This window comes from Cellulomonas sp. McL0606, assembly GCF_058248365.1.
Genome location: NZ_CM177779.1, coordinates 2,344,720 through 2,364,248, shown reverse-complemented (window position 1 = coordinate 2,364,248; position 19,529 = coordinate 2,344,720). Strand labels below are relative to the sequence as shown.

The 19,529-nt window shown below is 72.7% G+C and carries 17 protein-coding genes and 4 pseudogenes; 12 read left to right on the top strand and 9 right to left on the bottom strand.

All coding sequences use genetic code 11. From position 1 onward, the window contains the following. The first annotated feature begins 94 nt into the window (after positions 1-94). From AC38ZX_RS12040 to AC38ZX_RS12010, 7 genes are all read left to right on the top strand, one after another. Complete coding sequence (locus tag AC38ZX_RS12040) at positions 95-460, top strand: hypothetical protein (protein ID WP_491294440.1); 366 nt, start codon at positions 95-97, stop codon at positions 458-460. Between the two features lie 11 nt (positions 461-471). Further along, positions 472-1,209 (top strand): hypothetical protein, encoded by a 738-nt coding sequence (locus AC38ZX_RS12035; protein WP_491294435.1) that lies wholly within the window; start codon positions 472-474, stop codon positions 1,207-1,209. Continuing rightward, positions 1,206-1,886, top strand: coding sequence for a hypothetical protein (locus tag AC38ZX_RS12030; RefSeq protein WP_491294431.1), 681 nt, complete (start codon positions 1,206-1,208; stop codon positions 1,884-1,886). Before AC38ZX_RS12035 ends, AC38ZX_RS12030 begins: the two co-directional genes overlap by 4 nt. Further along, the gene (locus AC38ZX_RS12025; RefSeq protein WP_491294428.1) at positions 1,879-2,406 is read left to right on the top strand and encodes a hypothetical protein; all 528 of its coding nucleotides are present in this window, start codon (positions 1,879-1,881) and stop codon (positions 2,404-2,406) included. The genes AC38ZX_RS12030 and AC38ZX_RS12025 overlap by 8 nt, the downstream gene beginning before the upstream one ends. Next, complete coding sequence (locus AC38ZX_RS12020; RefSeq protein WP_491294427.1) at positions 2,399-2,797, top strand: hypothetical protein; 399 nt, start codon at positions 2,399-2,401, stop codon at positions 2,795-2,797. The genes AC38ZX_RS12025 and AC38ZX_RS12020 overlap by 8 nt, the downstream gene beginning before the upstream one ends. Further along, positions 2,784-3,221 carry a class I SAM-dependent methyltransferase gene (locus AC38ZX_RS12015; RefSeq protein WP_491294423.1) on the top strand — a complete coding sequence of 146 codons (438 nt, stop codon included), beginning with the start codon at positions 2,784-2,786 and terminating at the stop codon, positions 3,219-3,221. The genes AC38ZX_RS12020 and AC38ZX_RS12015 overlap by 14 nt, the downstream gene beginning before the upstream one ends. 77 nt (positions 3,222-3,298) lie before the next feature. Continuing rightward, positions 3,299-3,766, top strand: a complete 468-nt coding sequence (locus AC38ZX_RS12010; RefSeq protein ID WP_426592191.1) for a hypothetical protein — start codon at positions 3,299-3,301, stop codon at positions 3,764-3,766. Between the two features lie 171 nt (positions 3,767-3,937). On the opposite strand, the gene AC38ZX_RS12005 is transcribed toward AC38ZX_RS12010, so the two are convergent. The 9 genes and pseudogenes from AC38ZX_RS12005 to AC38ZX_RS11965 form a co-directional block, all read right to left on the bottom strand. After that, on the bottom strand, positions 3,938-4,633 hold the full coding sequence (locus tag AC38ZX_RS12005) for an alpha-hydroxy-acid oxidizing protein (RefSeq protein WP_491294419.1): 696 nt from the start codon (positions 4,631-4,633) through the stop codon (positions 3,938-3,940). After that, positions 4,630-5,163, bottom strand: a complete 534-nt coding sequence (locus AC38ZX_RS12000) for an alpha-hydroxy-acid oxidizing protein (protein ID WP_491294417.1) — start codon at positions 5,161-5,163, stop codon at positions 4,630-4,632. The genes AC38ZX_RS12005 and AC38ZX_RS12000 overlap by 4 nt, the downstream gene beginning before the upstream one ends. Positions 5,164-5,167: 4 nt before the next feature. Further along, positions 5,168-6,484 (bottom strand): APC family permease, encoded by a 1,317-nt coding sequence (locus AC38ZX_RS11995; protein ID WP_491294415.1) that lies wholly within the window; start codon positions 6,482-6,484, stop codon positions 5,168-5,170. A 138-nt stretch (positions 6,485-6,622) separates the two neighbouring features. Then, positions 6,623-7,651, bottom strand: coding sequence for an alcohol dehydrogenase AdhP (adhP, locus tag AC38ZX_RS11990; protein WP_491294412.1), 1,029 nt, complete (start codon positions 7,649-7,651; stop codon positions 6,623-6,625). Positions 7,652-7,780: 129 nt separating this feature from the next. Next, a complete protein-coding gene (locus AC38ZX_RS11985) occupies positions 7,781-8,359 on the bottom strand; it encodes a phosphotransferase (RefSeq protein ID WP_491297390.1) in 579 nt (192 codons plus the stop codon). Next, positions 8,275-8,481, bottom strand: a pseudogene (locus tag AC38ZX_RS11980) (phosphotransferase); the annotation flags it as partial. The gene AC38ZX_RS11985 and the pseudogene AC38ZX_RS11980, both read right to left, overlap by 85 nt. 160 nt (positions 8,482-8,641) lie before the next feature. Next, positions 8,642-9,316 (bottom strand): NUDIX hydrolase, encoded by a 675-nt coding sequence (locus AC38ZX_RS11975; protein ID WP_426592186.1) that lies wholly within the window; start codon positions 9,314-9,316, stop codon positions 8,642-8,644. Beyond that, entirely contained in the window at positions 9,313-10,005 is a 693-nt protein-coding gene (locus AC38ZX_RS11970; protein ID WP_426595945.1) for a type 1 glutamine amidotransferase, read from the bottom strand. Before AC38ZX_RS11970 ends, AC38ZX_RS11975 begins: the two co-directional genes overlap by 4 nt. Before the next feature lie 5 nt (positions 10,006-10,010). Beyond that, positions 10,011-11,465 (bottom strand): GuaB1 family IMP dehydrogenase-related protein, encoded by a 1,455-nt coding sequence (locus AC38ZX_RS11965; RefSeq protein WP_426592185.1) that lies wholly within the window; start codon positions 11,463-11,465, stop codon positions 10,011-10,013. Between the two features lie 116 nt (positions 11,466-11,581). Here AC38ZX_RS11965 and dxs point away from each other — a divergent pair. The 5 genes and pseudogenes from dxs (at position 11,582) to AC38ZX_RS11940 (ending at position 19,523) form a co-directional block, all read left to right on the top strand. Further along, positions 11,582-13,463, top strand: a pseudogene (gene dxs, locus AC38ZX_RS11960) (1-deoxy-D-xylulose-5-phosphate synthase). 92 nt (positions 13,464-13,555) lie between these two features. Next, on the top strand, positions 13,556-15,817 hold the full coding sequence (gene pflB, locus AC38ZX_RS11955; protein WP_491294409.1) for a formate C-acetyltransferase: 2,262 nt from the start codon (positions 13,556-13,558) through the stop codon (positions 15,815-15,817). After that, positions 15,814-16,667: pseudogene (gene pflA / locus AC38ZX_RS11950) on the top strand (pyruvate formate-lyase-activating protein). Before pflB ends, pflA begins: the two are co-directional and overlap by 4 nt. 96 nt (positions 16,668-16,763) lie before the next feature. Next, a complete protein-coding gene (locus AC38ZX_RS11945; protein ID WP_491294406.1) occupies positions 16,764-17,960 on the top strand; it encodes a LacI family DNA-binding transcriptional regulator in 1,197 nt (398 codons plus the stop codon). Next, positions 17,960-19,523 (top strand): annotated as a pseudogene (locus AC38ZX_RS11940) (xylulokinase). Before AC38ZX_RS11945 ends, AC38ZX_RS11940 begins: the two are co-directional and overlap by 1 nt. The last annotated feature ends 6 nt before the right edge of the window (positions 19,524-19,529 follow it).

Genomic DNA, 19,529 nt, shown 5'->3' with positions numbered 1-19,529 from the left:
GATCCTGGAAAGAGCGGGATCCTGCGCGGCAACCTCTGGGGGAGCCATGGGCTCGGACGTCCATCTCGACGGCCATCTCGACTCGATCGGTCCGGTGAGCATCAACCCCGTCACAGTCGACGGGATCCCGAACGCCTTCACCATCACCGTCGGGTCGCCGATGCCCAAGATCCAGCTGGGCGTCGACCCGGTGACCCTGAACCCGGTGAACGCGACACTGACGCTCAACCCGGTGACGCTCAACCCCGTCAACCTCAACCTGGCCGTCACCGAGCTGCCCGAGACGCGGGCGCACATCCCCGCCGACTTCACGGTCGGGCTGAGCCTGCTCGGCATGGACCTGATGTCGATCCGGCTGTGCGGCGAGGCGCAGATGATCTCCGAGGCGTACAGACCCGGTCCCTGCGAGCAGTGCGGGTACACCGAGCGCGACGCGTTCCTCGACGCCCAGGACGGCTGAGCGTGGCACGGGTGAGCCGGGCGACGGTCGTCAGGCTCGTGCGCCTGGTGGGACCGCCCAGCTCCGTCGTCGGCGTGGTCGACGTGCCGTCGGCGCAGCGCCTGTCGATCGTGCTCGTCGGGCCCAAGGACGGCGCGCTGGCCGACGCGCGGGTGCTGACGGCCCCCGTCGGCGCCGGCCGCACCGAGGTCCGGCTGCTGCTCCCGCAGGACGCGGAGCCCGGAGAGACGGACGCCGAGCTGCTCTGGGACGGCGGCACGGTCGACGTCCGCGTGGTCGTGCTGGGTCGGACCGCCGTGCAGGTCCGGCCCCGCACCGTGCAGGTCGCGGCCGCGGCCGGCGCCGTGGTCCCCGTGGCCGTGCACGTGGTCAACTGCGGGAACGTGGCGGTCGAGGTGGCCAAGGTCGCCGTGCTGGCGTTCGAGGAGAGCGAGACGCTCGAGGCCGCGATCGTCGCCGGCCTGTCGGGCAAGGCCAAGGGTCTGGAGCGTTGGGGCGTCGTCGCGGACACCGTCGCCGCGCGCCAGGCAGGCCCGGCCCGCATCGTCGTGACCGACGGCGCGGGACCCCTGCTCCCCGGCGCCGACGCGTGGGTGGCCGCCGACGTCCACGTCCCCGAGGGACTCGGGGCGGCGGACCATGCCGGGACCTGGGAGCTCGCGGGTGCGCGGGTACGGGTGAAGCTCCAGGTGCAGGCCAGCGACCCGAAGCCGCGGTCGCGGCGTCCGTCGACCAAGGAGGGCCCGTGAGCACGCAGCAGAACCTCGGCGACCAGACCACCGCCGTGCTCGACCAGCTGGTGGGGGCGGGGGTGCGTTTCGGACGGTCGATGATCGACGCGCTGACCTCGTCGACACCGGTGAGCGACGCCGTGGGCGCCGCCACGGACGCCGCCGGCAAGGCGACGTCCGGCCTGAAGCTCGGCTCGATCTCGTTGCCGCAGGTGTCGATGGGCACGCCGTCGTGCGGGTGCGCCATCCCGGACGCGTGCTTCCTGCCCGAGAAGCTGCCGACGGTCACCGCGCACGGCTGCCCGGGCGCGACCATGAAGCTGCGGATCCTGGTGACCAACGAGTGGCCCGCCAGCCGGGTCGTGGCCATCCGCGCGACGGGCTCCGACGCCAAGGCCGTGACGATCGACCCGGTCCAGCAGGCCGTCGGCCCGTACGAGACCGGGACCTTCACCGCGACCGTGCACCTGGCCGACGAGGGGGCGGACGGCGTCTCGGTGCTCCTGTGGGTGCGCGGCTGCCGCGACCACGTCGTCCGCTGGGAGGTGTCGTCGTCCGACGGCGGGTGCGCCTGCGTGCACGAGGTTGCCGTGCTGGACGAGCCCGACACCGTGCACCACTGGTACGACCACTTCTACAAGGAGCCGTGCTGCCGACCCCAGCCGCGCGTCCGGGTGCCGACCGACCATGGCTGACCCGACGCCCGGTGCGCAGGACCTGGTCCGCCGCATCGTCGACGCCAACGTCACGTACATGAAGGCCTGGGGGTCCCTGGTCACGGACTGGCTGAGCGAGGTGAGCGCCGTGGCCACGGCCGCGCCGGGCGTCGTGTCCGTGCAGACGCCCGCGACGACCCCGACGCACACGCACGCACCGTCGCCCGCCGAGCCCGCGGGGGCGGCCGTCCTGGTGCTCGAGGGGCCCGCCGGTGCTCAGGTGGCCGGTGCGTTCGAGGTGGAGAACGTGCTGGACGCGGAGGCGTCGGGCGTGGTCGTGGTCGACCCTTTTCGAGATCCGGCCGGTCAGCCGGTCGACGTCGAGGTCGCCATCACCCCGACAGCCCTCGACCTGGCGGCGGGGGAGTCCGTGATCGTGTCCGTCCGGGCGACCGTGCCCGCGACCGCCGTGTCGGGCGTGGACCATCGCAGCACCGTCCGCGTCGAGGGGATCCCCGCCGGCACCATCGCCGTGGTGCTACGACGCACCGATGACTGAGACCGCCAGCGGGTTCCTCGCCGCGTCGATGTGGTCGTGGGCGGCCCTGGTCGCCGACCCGGCGCGGGCCGCCCGTCAGGCGTCGCGTGCGCGCGGCGACGGGCCCGTGGTCGACGCGCGCCCGCCGTCGCCGGGCGGTGGGCCGTTCCTCAGCCTGACCCAGCGGGCCCCGCGGCTGCTGGACGCCCCGACCGAGCACGACGGCCTGGTCGAGGAGTTCGACCGGCTGGCCGAGGCGTACGACTTCTACGTCAGGCCGTTCTCGGTGCCGCTGTTCTCCGAGGCGCTCGACATGCTGGCGCCCCTGCTGACCCCCGACGCCCGCGTGCTCGACGCGGGGTGCGGGCCGGGGCGGGCTACGCGCCGTGGCGCGGCTGGTGCCCGACGGTGAGGTGGTGGGTGTGGACCTCGCCGCGGGGATGGTCGTCGGGGCGCACCGGGCCGCCTGGGCCGCCGGACTCGACAACACCGCCTTCGTGCAGTCGGACGTCGGCGACCTGCCACGCGACCTCGACGGCGCCTTCGACCTCGTCTACAACTGCCTGGCGCACCACCACTACCCGGACCCGGCCGCCGCCGCCGCGGGCATCCGCCGCTGCCTGCGCCCGGGCGGGCACTACGCGATCATCGACCCCGGCCCGCAGTGGTTCGTGCAGCTGGCCTCCGCCCTCTCCCTGGCCGGCGACCCGGGCTGGATCGGGTTCCACACGCCCGACCAGTTCCGCACGCTCCTGGAGGGCGCCGGGTTCGTCGACGTCACCTGGTACGACCTGCTGCCCGGGTTCGGCATCGCACTGGGTCGGGTGCCGGACTAGTCGCACCGTCAGGCGGGGTCGCCCTCGAGCGTGGCCAACAGCTGGGCGAGACCGGCGGCGACAGTGCTCACGTCGTCGTGCCCCAGGTTCGAGCCGGGGTTGCCCCGGGCTGGCGCGGAAGCGCAGGTGCCGTCGCGGAGCCGCCACCGGTCGTCGCGACCACCAGCGCACCGGCTCCCGACGACCCGACCGCCACCGACCCCGCGCCGCCTCCTGACACGACGAGCACCGATGTCATCAGCGCCATCGCGGTGCTGCACGACGGCACGTCGGAGACGAGCGCCAATGGCACCGACCCGTTCGGCGTCTGGTACGCAGGCACCGCCCTCGACAGCCAGGTCACCGCCTACGCCTGCCAGCTCGGGGACGTCGACTCGTGCGGCGCGCTGGAGGGCATCCTCGTCGCGGACTGCCAAGCCACCTGGGATGCGGCGTGCGACGTCCTCTACCTGGCGGAGCCGGCAGGTTCGAACCTCGAGGACCTGGGTGCCACGTTCGGGTACCTGTTCGCCGACTGGACCTACGCAGGCTCGTGCGCGACATGACCGCGTCACCGACGTTCTGGCTGACCGCGTCCGTCCGTGATCTTCGCGGTCAACGGGCTGCTCTCGTTCGCGTGGGACGAGCGCCTTCCCCCGGGCCCGACGAGTGCGCCGGTCAGGCGAGCAGGTGCGGCCCGATCTCCTCGACCGACCGCACGCCGGACAGCGCCATGCTCAGGTCGAGCTCGCCCACAGGTGCTCCATGACGGCTCGTGCGCCGTCGGCGCCGGCCAGCGCGAGGCCGTAGACCCACGGGCGCCCGACCAGCACCGCCCGCGCTCCGAGCGCGAGTGCCGTCAGCACGTCTGCGCCGCTGCGGATCCCGCTGTCGAACAGCACGGGTACCCGTCCGTCGACCGCCTGCACCACCCCCGGGAGCGCGTCGAGCGACGCGATCGCGCCGTCGAGCTGTCGGCCGCCGTGGTTGGAGACGACGATCCCGTCGATGCCGTGCTCGAGTGCGAGCGTGGCGTCGGCCGGGTGCTGGATCCCCTTGAGGACGATCGGCAGCGACGTCCGCTCGCGCAACCGGGCCAGGTCAGCCCAGGTCAGCGACGGCCTGGAGAAGACATCGAGGAAGGTCTCGACGGCGGCCCGCGGTAGCGGTGAGCGCAGGTTCCGGGTCAGCGGCCCGGGATACTTCCGTGCCATCGACAGCAACGCGCGGACGGCGGCGGGAGTGGGGCGCGGGGTCGGCTCGCGGCGCGGTTCCGCAGCACGCTCCTCGACGAGCCGGCGGAACGCCGGGTCGGTCGTGTACTGCGCGATCCCCGCCCCGTGCGCGAACGGCAGGTACCCGATGTCGAGGTCCCGCGGGCGCCAGCCGAGCACGTGCGTGTCGACCGTGACGACGACGGCCTCGGCTCTCACGGCCTCGGCGCGGGCGACGAAGGAGTCGACGATGTCGTCGTCGTTGCTCCAGGTAGAGCTGGAACCAGCGCGGGCTGTCCTGCAGCTTCCCGAGCGACGTCCTCCATCGGCACCGACGCCTGCGACGAGAGCACCATCGGCAGTCCGAGCGCGCGCGCCGCACGCGCGACGGCGATCTCCGCATCGCGGTGCGCGAGTTCCAGAGCGCCGACCGGGGCGAACAGCAGCGGCGCGGGCAGTGGTCGGCCGAAGACGACGCCGGTGTCGCGTCGGTCGACGTCGACGAGCATGCGCGGCACGATCCGGTGCCGCTCGAACGCCGCGAGGTTCGCCCGGGCGGTGCGCTGCTGACCGGCACCACCCGCGAGGTACCGCCAGGACGGGTCGGGCAACCTCCGGCGCGCCGCGGTCTCGAGCGCCGCAGGGTCGACCGGGACGACGGGCCGACGCCCGAAGACGCCGGCCCGGAAGATGCGCGACTGGACGGTGCGGCCGACGCTGGGGGTCGCGGCGGTTGCGTCCTGACTCACGCGTTCAGTGTGGCACCGGGGCGACGACCGTGGCCCGGCGTCGCCGCGTCCACAGCTCGTCGACCACCACGGCGAGGACGACGAGCGCCATCATGACCCAGAACGAGCGCCGCTGCGTGGTGAACAGGTTGACGACGAACCCGACCAGGACGACTCCGGCGATCGCGACCGAGACCGCGGTGAGCGCGGCAGAGGCCCGGAGCTCGGCTCGCAGGCGAAAGGCTGCGACGGCGACCAGAAGGAACACCGCGAGGGACACCCCGCTGCCGACGGAGGCGAGCGCGCCGACGTCCAGCACCGTGACGAACGCGACCGTGAGGGCGGCGGTGATCAGCAGTCCGCCGTTCCGGCCCAGGCGGGTGCCTGGACCGAAGACCGCCGGGAACATCCCCGTGGTTGCCAGCGTCTCGGTGAGCCCGCGTGCTCCGTACAGCGTCGCGGTCACGCTCGAACCGGTCGCCAGCAGGGCCGCGACGGTCATCATCACGTACCCCGCCTGGCCCAGCGCCGGCTCGGCCGCCACTGCCAGCGCGCGGGGCCCGGCCTCCACCACCTGGTCGACCGAGAGCGTGCCGAAGACGCCCAGCGAGACGGCGACGTACAGCAGCGTCGTGATCGCCAGTGAGGTGTACATCGCGACGGGCAGGTCGCGTCGGGGCCTGGGCAGGTCGCCGCCGGCGAACGAGATGACCGCGAAGCCGAGGAACGCGAAGAAGGTCAGCGCGATGCTGGCCAGGATGTCGGACGCGGGCGGGTACGTGCTGGGCGCCAGGCGCGAGACGTCGATCTGCGAGAGCGTACCGACGACGAACACGGCGAACACGACCAGGAGCAGCCCGACGATCACCGTCTGGAACCGGTCGACCACGCGCGGGCCGGCCACGGTCAGCCAGGCGGCGAAGACGACCAGAGCCGCCGCGCACAGCTTGGACAGCCAGCCGCCGGAGGGCGCGTCGGCGATCACGGCCGCGGCGTAGTCGCCGAACGACGACGCCACCATCGCGCACACCACGACGATCGTCGTCAGGTACCCGAGCCAGGCGGCGACACCGACCAGTCGGCGGCTGCGGTACCCGTGCTGCAGGTAGACGATGATCCCGCCGGACGACGGCCAGCGCATCGCGAACTTCACGAGCGCGTACCCGAGCGCAGCCGTCATGATGCCCGCCAGCAGGAACGAGATCCACACCGCGGAGCCGGCGACGGCACCTGCTTGTCCCAGCAGGGCAAAGATCCCCGCCCCGACCATCGCGCCGACGCCGATCACGATGGCACCCCGCACCGTCAGCTGGGCCCTCGGCGTCGAAGCGGGCTCGGGCATGCGCTACTCCCTGGGTCCGACCACGTCGTATCTCTAGCAGACGGGCGGCCGGGAGTGAAGGTGCCGGGCCAGAGCGCCGCCCCCAGCTTCTAGGGACGGCGCTCTCGTGGCGGGCTCCTGGACGTCGGTCGCCCTCGGTCAGTCCCACAGGTCCATGACGACCCGGCCCTCGATCTCGCCGCGGAGCATCTCGGCGACGATCGCGTTGACGTCGTCGAGGGGACGGACCGTGAACGTAGGCGTGACCAGTCCGCGGGCGTAGAAGTCGAGCGCCTCGGTCATGTCCTTGCGGGTCCCGACGATGGATCCGCGCACGGTGAGCCCGAAGAGGACGGTGGTGAAGATGTCCAGCGGGAACTGGTCGGGCGGGAGACCGACGAGCGCCACCGTGCCCCCTCGGCGCAGCGCTCCGACGGCCTGGGGGAAGGCGTGCGCGTTCACGGCGGTCACGAGGGCGCCGTGCACGCCACCGGTGAGCTCCTGGAGCCGGGCGGCGGGATCAGCCTCGAGCGCCGCGTTGACCACGACCTCGGCGCCGAGCTTCGTGGCCAGGGCGAGCTTGGTGTCGTCGACGTCGATGGCGGCGACCCGTCGACCCATCGCGACGGCGTACTGGACGGCCAGGTGCCCGAGGCCGCCGATGCCCGAGACGAGCACCCACTCGCCGGGCTGCGTGTCGGTCATCTTCAGGCCCTTGTAGACCGTGACGCCGGCGCACAGCACGGGCGCGACGCCCGCCTCGTCGACGCCGTCGGGGATCACCGGGCAGTAGCGCGAGTCCACGACCATGTACTGGCCGAACGACCCGTCGACCGAGTACCCGCTGTTGCGCTGGTTCGGGCACAGGGTCTCCCAGCCGGTCTCGCAGTACTCGCACTCGCCGCAGGCGGACCACAGCCAGGCGTTGCCGACGAGGTCGCCCACCGCCACGCGCGTGACCGCGTCGCCGATCTCCACCACCCGCCCGACACCCTCGTGACCGGGGATGAACGGCAGGGTCGGCCTGACGGGCCAGTCGCCGTGGGCCGCGTGCACGTCGGTGTGGCAGACCCCGGAGTAGTCGACCCGGACGAGCGCCTCGTTCGGCCCGATCGTCGGGACGGGAACCTCGGTGATCTCGAGATCCGTGGTGAACGACCGGACTACGCCGGCCCGCATGGTGTCCATGGCGTGCGCTCCTAGCGATGTACGTCCCCGAAGGGGTCCTCGCGACGTTGCGAGAACTCCACCGTGCAACCCGGGGTGCGGGTCCGGAAGTGCCAAAAGGCCTTGTTCGACAGCTCGCCGGGTGCGGCCCTACTCCTCGAGCGCCTGGGCCAGACCGTGCCGGCCGATCTGCGCCAGCATCGGGTGGTCGACGGGATGCATCATCAGGACGACCGCCATGTGCAGGGCCCACGCCTGCGCCCGTCGCCACGTGGCCTCGTCGGGCCCCAGCCGGTCGCGGAACGCCGCGCGGCCGTCGGCGTCGAACGTGAGCCACGCCGTCGACAGGTCGGACGCGGGATCGCCCGACGTCACGTCGCCGAAGTCGATCACGGCGCGCAGCGCGCGGTCGTGCACCAGCAGGTTGGCCGGGTGCGGGTCACCGTGCAGCCAGAGCGGCGGACCGACCCACGCCGGCGCGTCCGCGAGTCGCGGAAGCGCTGGAGGACGCGATCGGCGTCGGGCAGGTCCAGGGTGCCGAGACGCTCGACGATCGGGTCGCGGGGGACCGGCGAGCCGCGGAACGGGTTGACTGGCGCATCCGCCGGTGCGGGGCGGTGCAGCGCGAGGAACACCTCGGCCAGGTCGGCCGCCCAGGCGGAACGGTCGACGACCGGTGTGTGGTGCGCCGGGACGGCGTCGAACCAGCGGACGACGCTCCAGGGCCACGGGTAGGTCGAGGACGGGACCCCGACCCGGACCGGGACAGGGACGTCGACCGGCAGGAGGGGCGCCAGGACCGGGAGCCACGCCTGCTCGTGCTCGACCAGCGGCGCGGCGACCGCCCGCACCGGGAACCGGGCGGCGAGGTCGCCGCCGAGCCGCCAGATCGCGTTGTCCCAGCCGGTGCCGGCCCAGGTCAGCGGCAGGTCGGCCAGATCGGGGTGCTGCTCGTCGAGGAGCGTGCGCACCAGGGACGCCGTGACGTCGATCTCGGGGACGGGGTGCACGTCAGCGAGCGGGGACCGTGCGGCGCTCGTCGTAGGGGACCGCCCAGCCGAGCGCGTCGAACATCCGCGCCAGCACGATGCCCGTGAAGCCCCAGACGAGCACGTCGCCGACGACGAACGCAGGCGTGCGGATGGTCCGGCCCCAGCGGGTGTGCTCGACGCTCGCCCGGTTCTTCGGGTCGACCAGGTCGGTCACGGACACCCGGAACACGTCGACGGTCTCGGCGTGGTCCACGGCCGCGACCTGCGACGGACGGGTCCACCAGGCCGGGACCGGGGTGACCAGGTGGTTGCTGACCGGCACGGGCAACGGCGGCAGCGTCCCCAGGATGTCGACGCCCGCCGGGTCCAGCCCGGTCTCCTCGACCGCCTCGCGCAGCGCCGCCTCGCGCGGCCCACGGTCGGACGGCTCGAGCCTGCCGCCCGGGAACGCGATCTGACCGGCATGGCTGCCCAGCCCACCGGCGCGGCGCTGGAGCAGGACGTCGAGGTCGTGCGCCGTGGCGAGGCTCCGCGTGCCCTCGAGCTCACCGAACAGGACGAGCACCGCCGCGGGGCGTGCGTCGGAGGGGTCGCTGAGCACGCGTGCAGGGTCGACGCGCCAGTCGACGCCGCGGCGGCAGAGGTCCACCAGCTCGTCGCGGGCACCGCGCACGTTCGGGGTCGTCGCGGTCATCCGCGTGCCCGCACGCGCTCCCCGAAGACGGCGAACGCCTTCTCCGCCGCGGGCACGAGGATCGGCAGCTGGTCGGCCCCGGCTGTGCGGATGGCCTCGATCTCGTCGTCGGCGAGGTCGGCGACCATGTCGGGCCTCGACAGCCAGAGGTCGAGCATCCCGGCGTCGAGCTCGGGGTGGAACTGCAGGCCGAGCGCGCTGCCGGCGCGGAACGCCTGCACCGGGGTCAGCTCGGTCGACGCCAGCAGGGTGGCGCCGGGCGGCAGGTCGACCGAGTCGGCGTGCCAGTGCAGCACGGTCGGCCGCGAGCCCAGGGCGCCCAGGACGGGGTCGTCCGCCACGACGTCGACCGGGGCGAACCCGATCTCCGTGCCGGTGCGCAGCCGCAGCCGACCACCCAGCGCCAGCGCGAGCAGCTGCATGCCCAGGCAGATCCCGAGCACCGGGACGTCCGCCTCGACCGCCGACGCCAGCAGCGCGCGCTCCGCCGCCAGCCCGGGGTGCTCGGTCAGGTCGTCGGCGTCCATGCTGCCGCCCATGACGACGACGCCGGACACCTCGTCGAGCGAGGGCAGTCGCGGCTCGGCCAGGTCGAGCACGGTGCGTACGCGCACCGGGGCGTCCAGACCCTGCGCGATCAGGCCGGGGCCCTCGTGCGGGGCGTGCGTGACGATCAGGACGGGTCGCATCCTGGTCACCAGCCGTCCGGCAGCGGACGTCCTTCCTCGTAGCCCGCGGCCGACTGGATGCCCACCACCGCACGCTCGTGCAGCTCGTCGAGGGAGGTCGCCCCGACGTACGTCGCGGCCGAGCGCACGCCGGCCGTGATGTGGTCGATCAGGTCCTCGACGCCCGGGCGCTTCGGGTCCAGGTACATCCGCGAGGAGGAGATGCCCTCCTCGTACAGCGCCTTGCGCGCGCGGTCGAACGCGGTGCCCCCGAGCGTGCGGGCGGCGACCGCCCGGGCGGAGGCCATGCCGAAGCTTTCCTTGTACAGCCGTCCGCTGCCGTCCGCGTGCAGGTCGCCAGGGCTCTCGTGAGTACCGGCGAACCACGAGCCGACCATCACCTGCGAGGCGCCGGCCGCCAGGGCGAGCGCGACGTCGCGCGGGTGACGGACCCCGCCGTCGGCCCACACGTGTCGGCCGAGCCGGCGCGCCTCGGCGGCACACTCGAGCACGGCGGAGAACTGCGGGCGGCCGACGGCGGTCATCATGCGCGTGGTGCACATCGCGCCGGGTCCGACGCCGACCTTGACGATGTCGGCGCCCGCCTCGATCAGGTCGCGTGTGCCGGCGGCCGTGACGACGTTGCCCGCCACGACCGGGACCTGCGGGTCGAGCGAGCGCACCGCACCGAGCGCGTCGAGCATCTTGCGCTGGTGGCCGTGAGCGGTGTCGACGACGAGCACGTCGACACCGGCCTCGAGCAGCTCGGACGCCTTCTGCTTGACGTCGCCGTTGATCCCGACGGCCGCGGCGACGCGCAGGCGGCCCTGAGCGTCGAGCGCCGGCTGGTAGATGGAGGAGCGCAGCGCACCGATCCGCGTGAGCACGCCGACCAGCTCGCCGTCCCGGACCACGGGGGAGAACCGGCGCCGGGCGGCGTGCAGCTGCTCGAACGCAGTCTCCAGGCCGCGGTGACCGCCCTGCTCGAGGACCGCGAGGTCCAGCGTCGTCGGGTGGGTGCTCATGACGGCGCCGACCTGCGTGAACCGGTCCACCCCGCCGCAGTCGGCCTCGGTCACGACGCCGACCGGACGGCCGTCCTCGACGACGACGGCGGCGCCGTGCGACCGCTTGCCGATGAGCGTGAGGGCCGTGTGCACCGTGTCGTGCGGCCCGACGACGACGGCGGTCTCGACGACGGTGTCCTTCGCCTTGACGGAGGCGACGACCTCGGCTACGACGTCGGTGGGGACGTCCTGGGGGAGCACCGTGATGCCACCGCGACGCGCGACGGTCTCGGCCATCCGGCGGCCGGCGACGGCCGTCATGTTGGCGACGACGATCGGCACGGTGGTGCCGGTGCCGTCGGCGGACGTCAGGTCGACGTCGAAGCGGGAGGTGACCTCGGAACGCGACGGGACGAGGAAGACGTCGCCGTACGTGAGGTCGGAGGTGGCCGCGTGGCCGGGCAGGAAGCGCATGGGAGGGTCCCCTTTCCGGTCAATGGTAGTGCGCCGGGCCGAAAGCCTCCGGACGTGCTCGAAAGCGTGACGTTCTAGAGTGTGACCAACCGCAGACCGTGAAGGAGGTGTTCGACGTGGGTCAGCGACCGCATCAGCCGCCCGTGGACGTGCGTCGCCTCAGCGGCAAGCAGGCCGACGAGCTCGCCGGAGAGATCCGCACGTTCCTGGTCGAGTCGGTCTCGCGGACGGGCGGTCACCTGGGCCCGAACCTCGGGGTCGTCGAGCTGACGATCGCGATGCACCGCGTGTTCGAGTCGCCGCTGGACACCATGGTGTTCGACACCGGCCACCAGGCCTACGTGCACAAGCTCCTGACGGGCCGCACCGACTTCTCCCGGCTGCGCAGCCGGGACGGTCTGTCCGGCTACCCCAGCCGTGCCGAGTCCGAGCACGACGTCGTGGAGAACTCGCACGCCTCGACGGCGCTGAGCTGGGCCGACGGCATCGCGAAGGCGAACGAGCTGCAGGGCCGCGGCGACCGGCACGTGGTCGCGGTGATCGGCGATGGCGCGCTCACGGGCGGCATGGCCTGGGAGGCTCTGAACAACATCGCCGACGGGCAGGACCGTCGGCTGGTCATCGTCGTCAACGACAACGGACGCTCCTACGCCCCGACCATCGGCGGCATGGCGCACCACCTCGACACCCTGCGCACGACCAAGGGCTACGAGAACGTGCTGACCTGGGGCAAGCGGACGCTGCGGCGCGCGGGACCGCCCGGTCGGGCCACGTACGACGCGCTGCACGGCATGAAGAAGGGCATCAAGGACGTCCTGGCGCCCCAGGGCATGTTCGAGGACCTCGGCATCAAGTACATCGGCCCGGTCGACGGGCACGACATCCGTGCGGTCGAGCGGTCGCTGGTGGCCGCCAAGGCCTTCGGCGGACCGGTCATCGTGCACGTCATCACGGAGAAGGGCCGGGGCTACACCCCCGCCGAGGAGGACGTGGCCGACCGGTTCCACGCGGTCGGCCGGATCCACCCGGAGACCGGGCTGCCGCTCGCGCCGTCGCGGTTCGGCTGGACGGGCGTGTTCGCCGACGAGATCGTGCGGATCGGCCGTCAGCGCGCCGACGTCGTCGCGATCACCGCCGCGATGCTCCAGCCGGTCGGTCTGGCGCCGTTCGCGCAGGAGTTCCCCGAGCGCGTGTTCGACGTCGGCATCGCCGAGCAGCACGCCGCGACATCGGCGGCGGGCATGGCGTTCGGCGGCCTGCACCCGGTGGTCGCGGTCTACGCGACGTTCCTCAACCGCGCCTTCGACCAGGTGCTCATGGACGTGGCGCTGCACAAGGCGGGCGTCACGTTCGTGCTCGACCGTGCCGGGCTGACCGGCGACGACGGCGCCAGCCACAACGGCATGTGGGACATGGCCATGCTGGGCGTCGTGCCGGGGCTGCGGCTCGCCGCCCCGCGCGACGAGCTGCACGCTCCGTGCCGCGCTCCGGGCCGCGGTCGAGGTCGACGACGCGCCGACGGTGGTGCGTTACCCCAAGGGCGCGCTGACCGATCCCGTCCCCGCGATCGAGGACCTCGACGGTGTCGACCTGCTCGCGCGGCACGACGGACCCGCCGACGCGCCATCGGTCCTGGTGGTCGGGGTCGGAGCGATGGTCGGCACCGCGCTGAGCGTCGCGGAGATCCTCGCGACGCACGGTCTGCGCGTGGACGTCGTCGACCCCCGCTGGGTCCTGCCGGTCCCCGAGGCGCTGACGAAGCTGGTCGGCGAGCACCACCACGTGGTGACGATCGAGGACGGCGTGGTCGACGGCGGCATCGGGGCGCTGATCGGTCAGCGGGCCGCGGAGGCCGGGCTGACCACGCCCGTGCAGGCCTTCGGTATCCCGCGTGCGTTCCTCGGGCACGCGACCCGTGACCAGCTGGTGGACACGCTCCGGCTGCGCCCGCAGGACATCGCTCGCGACGTCCTGGTGGCCCTCGGTCGCCGGGTGTGACGTACGTCCCGTGCGGCTAGGGCCTTTCGGCCCGGGACGCCCATTCGCCCTGCTCCTAGCGTCGAGGTATCGACCTCACGAGGGAGCACCGCATGTCCACCAGCACCGTCCCCACGACCGACCACGCACAGTCGGGCTGGGCGGGATTCGAGACCGGTCCGTGGACGGACCGCATCGACGTCCGGGACTTCATCCAGCGCAACTACACGCCGTACGAGGGCGACGCGGGATTCCTGGCGGGACCGACCGCTCGTACGAGCGCGCTGTGGGCCCGGCTGAGCGAGATGTTCCCCGCCGAGCGCGAGCGCGGGGTCTACGACATCGACGTGCACACACCGTCGACGATCACGTCGCACGCACCCGGCTACATCGACGAGGAGAACGAGCTCGTCGTCGGCCTGCAGACCGACGCGCCGCTGAAGCGCGCGATCATGCCGAACGGTGGCTACCGGATGGTCGAGAAGTCGCTCGAGACGTACGGCTACGACCCGGACCCGGTGGTCGGCTCGATCTTCGGGACGTACCGCAAGACGCACAACGACGGTGTCTTCGACGTCTACCCGCCCGACGTCCGTGCTGCGCGGTCGTCGCACCTGATCACCGGCCTGCCCGACGCGTACGGCCGCGGGCGCATCATCGGCGACTACCGCCGGGTGGCGCTGTACGGCGTGAACGCGCTCATCGTCGCCAAGCAGGCGGACCGTGCCCTCCTCGACCACGACCGGTCGACCGAGGGCGTCATCCGGGCCCGCGAGGAGAACGCCGAGCAGATCCGCGCGCTGCGCGAGCTGAAGACGATGGCCGCGTCGTACGGCTACGACATCTCCGAGCCGGCGAAGACCGGCCGCGAGGCGGTCCAGTGGCTCTACTTCGCCTACCTCGGTGCGGTGAAGGAGCAGAACGGCGCGGCGATGTCGCTGGGTCGCACCTCGACGTTCCTCGACATCTACCTGCAGCGGGACGTCGCCGCCGGGGTCCTGACGGAGGAGCAGGCCCAGGAGCTCGTCGACGACTTCGTCATCAAGCTGCGGATCGTGCGGTTCCTGCGCACGCCGGAGTACGACGAGCTGTTCTCGGGCGACCCGACGTGGGTGACCGAGACCATCGGCGGTCTGGGCCAGGACGGCCGGCCCCTGGTGACCCGGACCTCGTTCCGGTACCTGCAGACCCTCTACAACCTGGGCCCGGCCCCCGAGCCGAACCTCACCGTGTTCTGGAGCGACCGTCTGCCCGAGGGTTTCAAGCGCTTCTGTGCACAGGTCTCGATCGACACCTCTGCCGTGCAGTACGAGTCGGACGAGCTGATCCGGTCGGCGTGGGGTGACGACGCCGCGATCGCATGCTGCGTCTCACCGATGCGCGTGGGCAAGCAGATGCAGTTCTTCGGCGCCCGGGTGAACCTGGCCAAGGCGCTGCTGTACGCGATCAACGGCGGTCGCGACGAGGTCAGCGGGAAGCAGGTCGCGCCGGTCACCGCGCCGGTGCAGGGCAGCGTCCTGGCCTACGACGACGTGATGGCCAAGTTCGACGTGATGATGGACTGGCTGGCCCAGACGTACATGGACGCCCTCAACTGCGTGCACTACATGCACGACAAGTACGCGTACGAGCGGCTCGAGATGGCTCTGCACGACGCGGAGGTCCTGCGCACGATGGCCTGCGGCATCGCCGGCCTGTCGGTCGTCGCCGACTCGCTCGCGGCGATCAAGTACGCCGCGGTGCACCCGGCCCGTGGCGAGGACGGGCTGATCACCGGCTACGTCGTGGACGGCGAGTTCCCCACCTACGGCAACGACGACGACCGCGCGGACAACATCGCGGTCGCACTGGTCGAGACGTTCATGGGCAAGCTGCGTCGGCTCTCCGCGTACCGCGGCGCCATCCCGACCCAGTCGGTGCTCACCATCACCTCGAACGTCGTCTACGGGAAGGCCACGGGGGCCACGCCCGACGGCCGGCCGGCGGGCGCTCCCTTCGCACCCGGCGCCAACCCGATGAACGGACGCGACTCGCACGGCATGCTGGCCTCGGCGCTCTCCGTGGCCAAGATCCCGTACGAGCAGTCGATGGACGGCATCTCGCTGACCTCGACCGTCCTGCCCTCCGGCCTCGGCCGCACGGCGGACGAGCGGGTGGGCAACCTGGTCGGCCTGCTCGACGCGTACGTGCTATCCGACGGCTTCCACATGAACGTGAACGTCCTCAACCGCGAGACTCTCGAGGACGCGATGGTCCACCCGGAGAACTACCCGCAGCTGACCATCCGCGTCTCGGGCTACGCCGTGAACTTCGTGCGGCTGACCCGCGAGCAGCAGCTGGACGTGCTCTCGCGCACGTTCCACGGCTCGGTATGACCACGTCCCTCCCCCTCAGGGACCCGGTCGTGAGCCTGGGGATCCCGCGCGCCCGCGCCGGGACGGCGGGCCTGTCCGAGATCGACGTCGACCGCAGCACGCGGTTGTCGTCGGTCCGGTCGGGCGCGCTCGGGTCCGTGCACTCCTGGGAACCGTGACCGCCGTGGACGGACCGGGGACCCGGATGACGGTGTTCCTGTCCGGGTGCCCGCTGCGCTGCCTGTACTGCCACAACCCCGACACCATGGAGATGCGCCGGGGGACCGACGTCGCCACCGAGGAGATCCTCGGGCGGCTGGCCCGGTACCGGACCGTGCTGACCGCCACCGGGGGCGGCCTGACCGTCTCCGGCGGCGAGCCCCTCATGCAGCCGGCGTTCACCGCGGCGCTGCTGCGCGGCGCCCACGCGCTCGGGCTGCACACGGCCCTGGACACCTCGGGCTACCTGGGTGCCCACTGCACCGACGAGATGCTCGACGACGTCGACCTCGTCCTGCTCGACGTGAAGTCCGGGCTGCCGGACACCTACCGCCGCACGACCGGTCGCGAGCTCGCCCCGACGCTCGAGTTCGGGCGTCGCCTCAACGCCCGCGGCATCCCGATCTGGGTCCGCTTCGTGCTCGTTCCCGGACTCACCGACGACCCGGCGAACGTGGCCGCGGTGGCGGACCAGGTGGTGGCCTTCGGCGGCGCCGAGCGTGTCGAGGTCCTGCCGTTCCACCAGATGGGCCGCGACAAGTGGGCCGAGCTGGGCCTGGAGTACGAGCTGGAGCACACGGTGCCGCCCACGGCGGAGTCCGTCGAGGAGGTCCGGGCGACGTTCCGTGCGCGGGGGTTGACGGTCTACTGACCTGCGGGCACTAGCGTGGGCCCGGCACACACCCGCAGACGAGATCGACCGGTCACCGTCGGATCGTCGCGACCCCGGCGTCCGAAGATGGGGCACATGACCGGCACCACCCCCGCCCGCCCGCCCGCGATGAGCGACGTCGCCGCGCTCGCCGGGGTCTCGCACCAGACGGTCTCCCGCGTGCTCAACCACCACGCGAGCGTCCGGCCGGCCACGCGCGACCGGGTCAACGACGCGATCGCGCAGCTCGGCTACCGCCGCAACAGCGCGGCCCGCGCGCTGGTCACCCGCCGGTCGGGGGTCCTGGGCGTGGTCACCCCCGCGACCGCCCTGTACGGCCCGACGAGCACGCTGGTCGGGCTCGAGGAGGCCGCGCGCGACGTCGGGTGGTACGTCTCGGTGGCGACCATCCGTACGTTCGACGGCGAGACGATGCACGCCGCGGTCGAGCACTTCCTCGCGCACGGCGTGGACGGCATCGCGATCATCGCGCCCACCACGGAGGTCGCGCACGCCATCGCCGCGATCGACCTGCCGGTGCCGGTGGTGCTGATCTCGTCGGCCTCCGACCTGCCACCCGGGACCGAGCTGCGCGCCGTCGGGGTGGACCAGCGGCACGGTGCGCGCCTCGCCACCCAGCATCTCCTCGACCAGGGTCACACCTCGGTCCTGCACGTGGCCGGGCCGCAGGACTGGTTCGACGCCCAGGACCGGCTCGCGGGCTGGCGGGAGGTCTGCGGGCCCGGTGCCCCGGAGCACATCGAGGCGGACTGGGGCGCCGAAGACGGGTACGCGCTCGGCCGCCGGCTGGTGCGCGAAGGGCTGCCGTCGGCGATCTTCGCCGCGAACGACCAGCTGGCGCTCGGCCTGCTGCACGCGTTCTGGGAGGCCGGTGTGCGAGTGCCGTCGGACGTCGCTCTCGTCGGGTTCGACGACGAGGTGGGCGCCGCGCACTACACGCCGCCGCTGACCACCGTCCGGCAGGACTTCGCAGCGCTCGGGCGGCTGGCGGTCTCCTCGCTCGAGGCGGCGTTCGCGGGGGAGTCGACCCGGCACCAGCGGATCCCGGCCGAGCTCGTCGTCCGCGCCAGCCCGTCCGTACGGCCTGACCGCCTCGCCCCGCCACCAGGCCGGGCGGTGCGGCCGGCGCGATCGGCGACCCGGTCGGACGCCCGGGCGAGCGCGTCCGGACCGAGATCCGGTCGAGGGTGCGTGGCGGACGATGTTAGCGTTAACATCTTTCCAGGCCGCCGGCGTCCGTCGCGGTCCTCGTACAGAGAGGCAGCGGTGTGATGACGGTCGAGCCGGGCGAGGCCATCGCGAGCGGTCGGACGACGCTCGGCATCGAGCTGGGCTCCACGCGCATCAAGGCGATCCTGGTCGGCCCCGACCACGCGCCGCTGGCGAGCGGTGGCCACGACTGGGAGAACCAGTCGTCGACGGAGTCTGGACCTACTCGCTCGACGACGTGCGCACGGGCCTGCAGCAGTGCGTCGCCGCGCTGCTCGCGGACGCGGAGGAGCGTTACGGCGTGCGTCCCACCACGTTCGGCGCGATCGGCGTCTCGGCGATGATGCACGGCTACCTGCCGTTCGACCGGGTCGGCGAGCTGCTCACCCCGTTCCGCACGTGGCGCAACACCAGCACCGGGCAGGCCGCCGCGGAGACCCGCCGAGCTTCTTCGGTCACAACATCCCGCTGCGCTGGTCGGTCGCCCACCTGCGCCAGGCGACGCTGGACGCCGAGCCGCACGTGCCGGACGTGCACTTCCTGACCACGCTCGCCGGCTACGTGCACTGGCGGCTCACGGGCCGCAAGGTGCTCGGCATCGGCGACGCCTCGGGCATGTTCCCCGTCGACCCGGAGACCCGGACCTATGACGCCCGGATGCTCGCCGCCTATCCCGGACCGCTCGAGGAGCTCCTGCCCGAGGTCCTGGTCGCGGGTCAGGACGCCGGACGGCTGACGGGGGCCGGCGCCGCGTTCCTCGACCCGACCGGCACGCTGCAGCCCGGCATCCCGCTGTGCCCGCCCGAGGGCGACGCCGGGACGGGCATGGTCGCCACCGACGCGGTCGCACCGCGCACCGGCAACGTCAGCGTCGGCACGAGCATCTTCGCGATGGTCGTGCTCGAGAAGCCCTTGACGCAGGTCCACCACGAGCTCGACCTGGTCACCACGCCGGCCGGCGACCTGGTGGCGATGGTGCACTGCAACAACGGCGCGAGCGAGCTGGGCGCGTGGGCCGACGTGTTCGGGCAGTTCGCCGGGGCGCTCGGGCACCGGACGTCCGCCGACGACGTGTTCGGTACCCTGCTGCGCGAGGCCCTTGCGGGTGACGCCGACGGCGGGGGGCTGCTGGCCTACAACTACCTGTCGGGCGAGCCGATCACGGGGCTGCCGCAGGGTCGCCCGCTGGTGGTCCGGACCCCCGACAGCAGCTTCACGCTCGCCAACTTCGTGCGCACCCAGCTGTACGGCGCGTTCGCCACCCTGAGCCTCGGCATGCGCGTCCTGACGGCCGAGGGCGTCGAGCTCGACGCGATGTACGCCCACGGCGGCCTGTTCCGAACCGCGGGGGTCGCTCAGCGGCTGCTCGCGGCCGCCGTCGGCGCGCCCGTCACGGTGGGCGAGACCGCGGGCGAGGGCGGTGCCTGGGGGATCGCGGTGCTCGCGGCGTATCTGGACGCGGCACCCGAGCTGGATCTCAGCACGTACCTGGCCACGCGGGTGTTCGGCGATGCCGTCACGGAGACGGTCGCGCCGGATGCGGACGACGTGCGCGGGTTCGACGCGTTCCTGGAGCGCTACGTCGCCGGCCTCGCCATCGAGCGCGCCGCGGTCGAGGCGGTCTAGCCGATG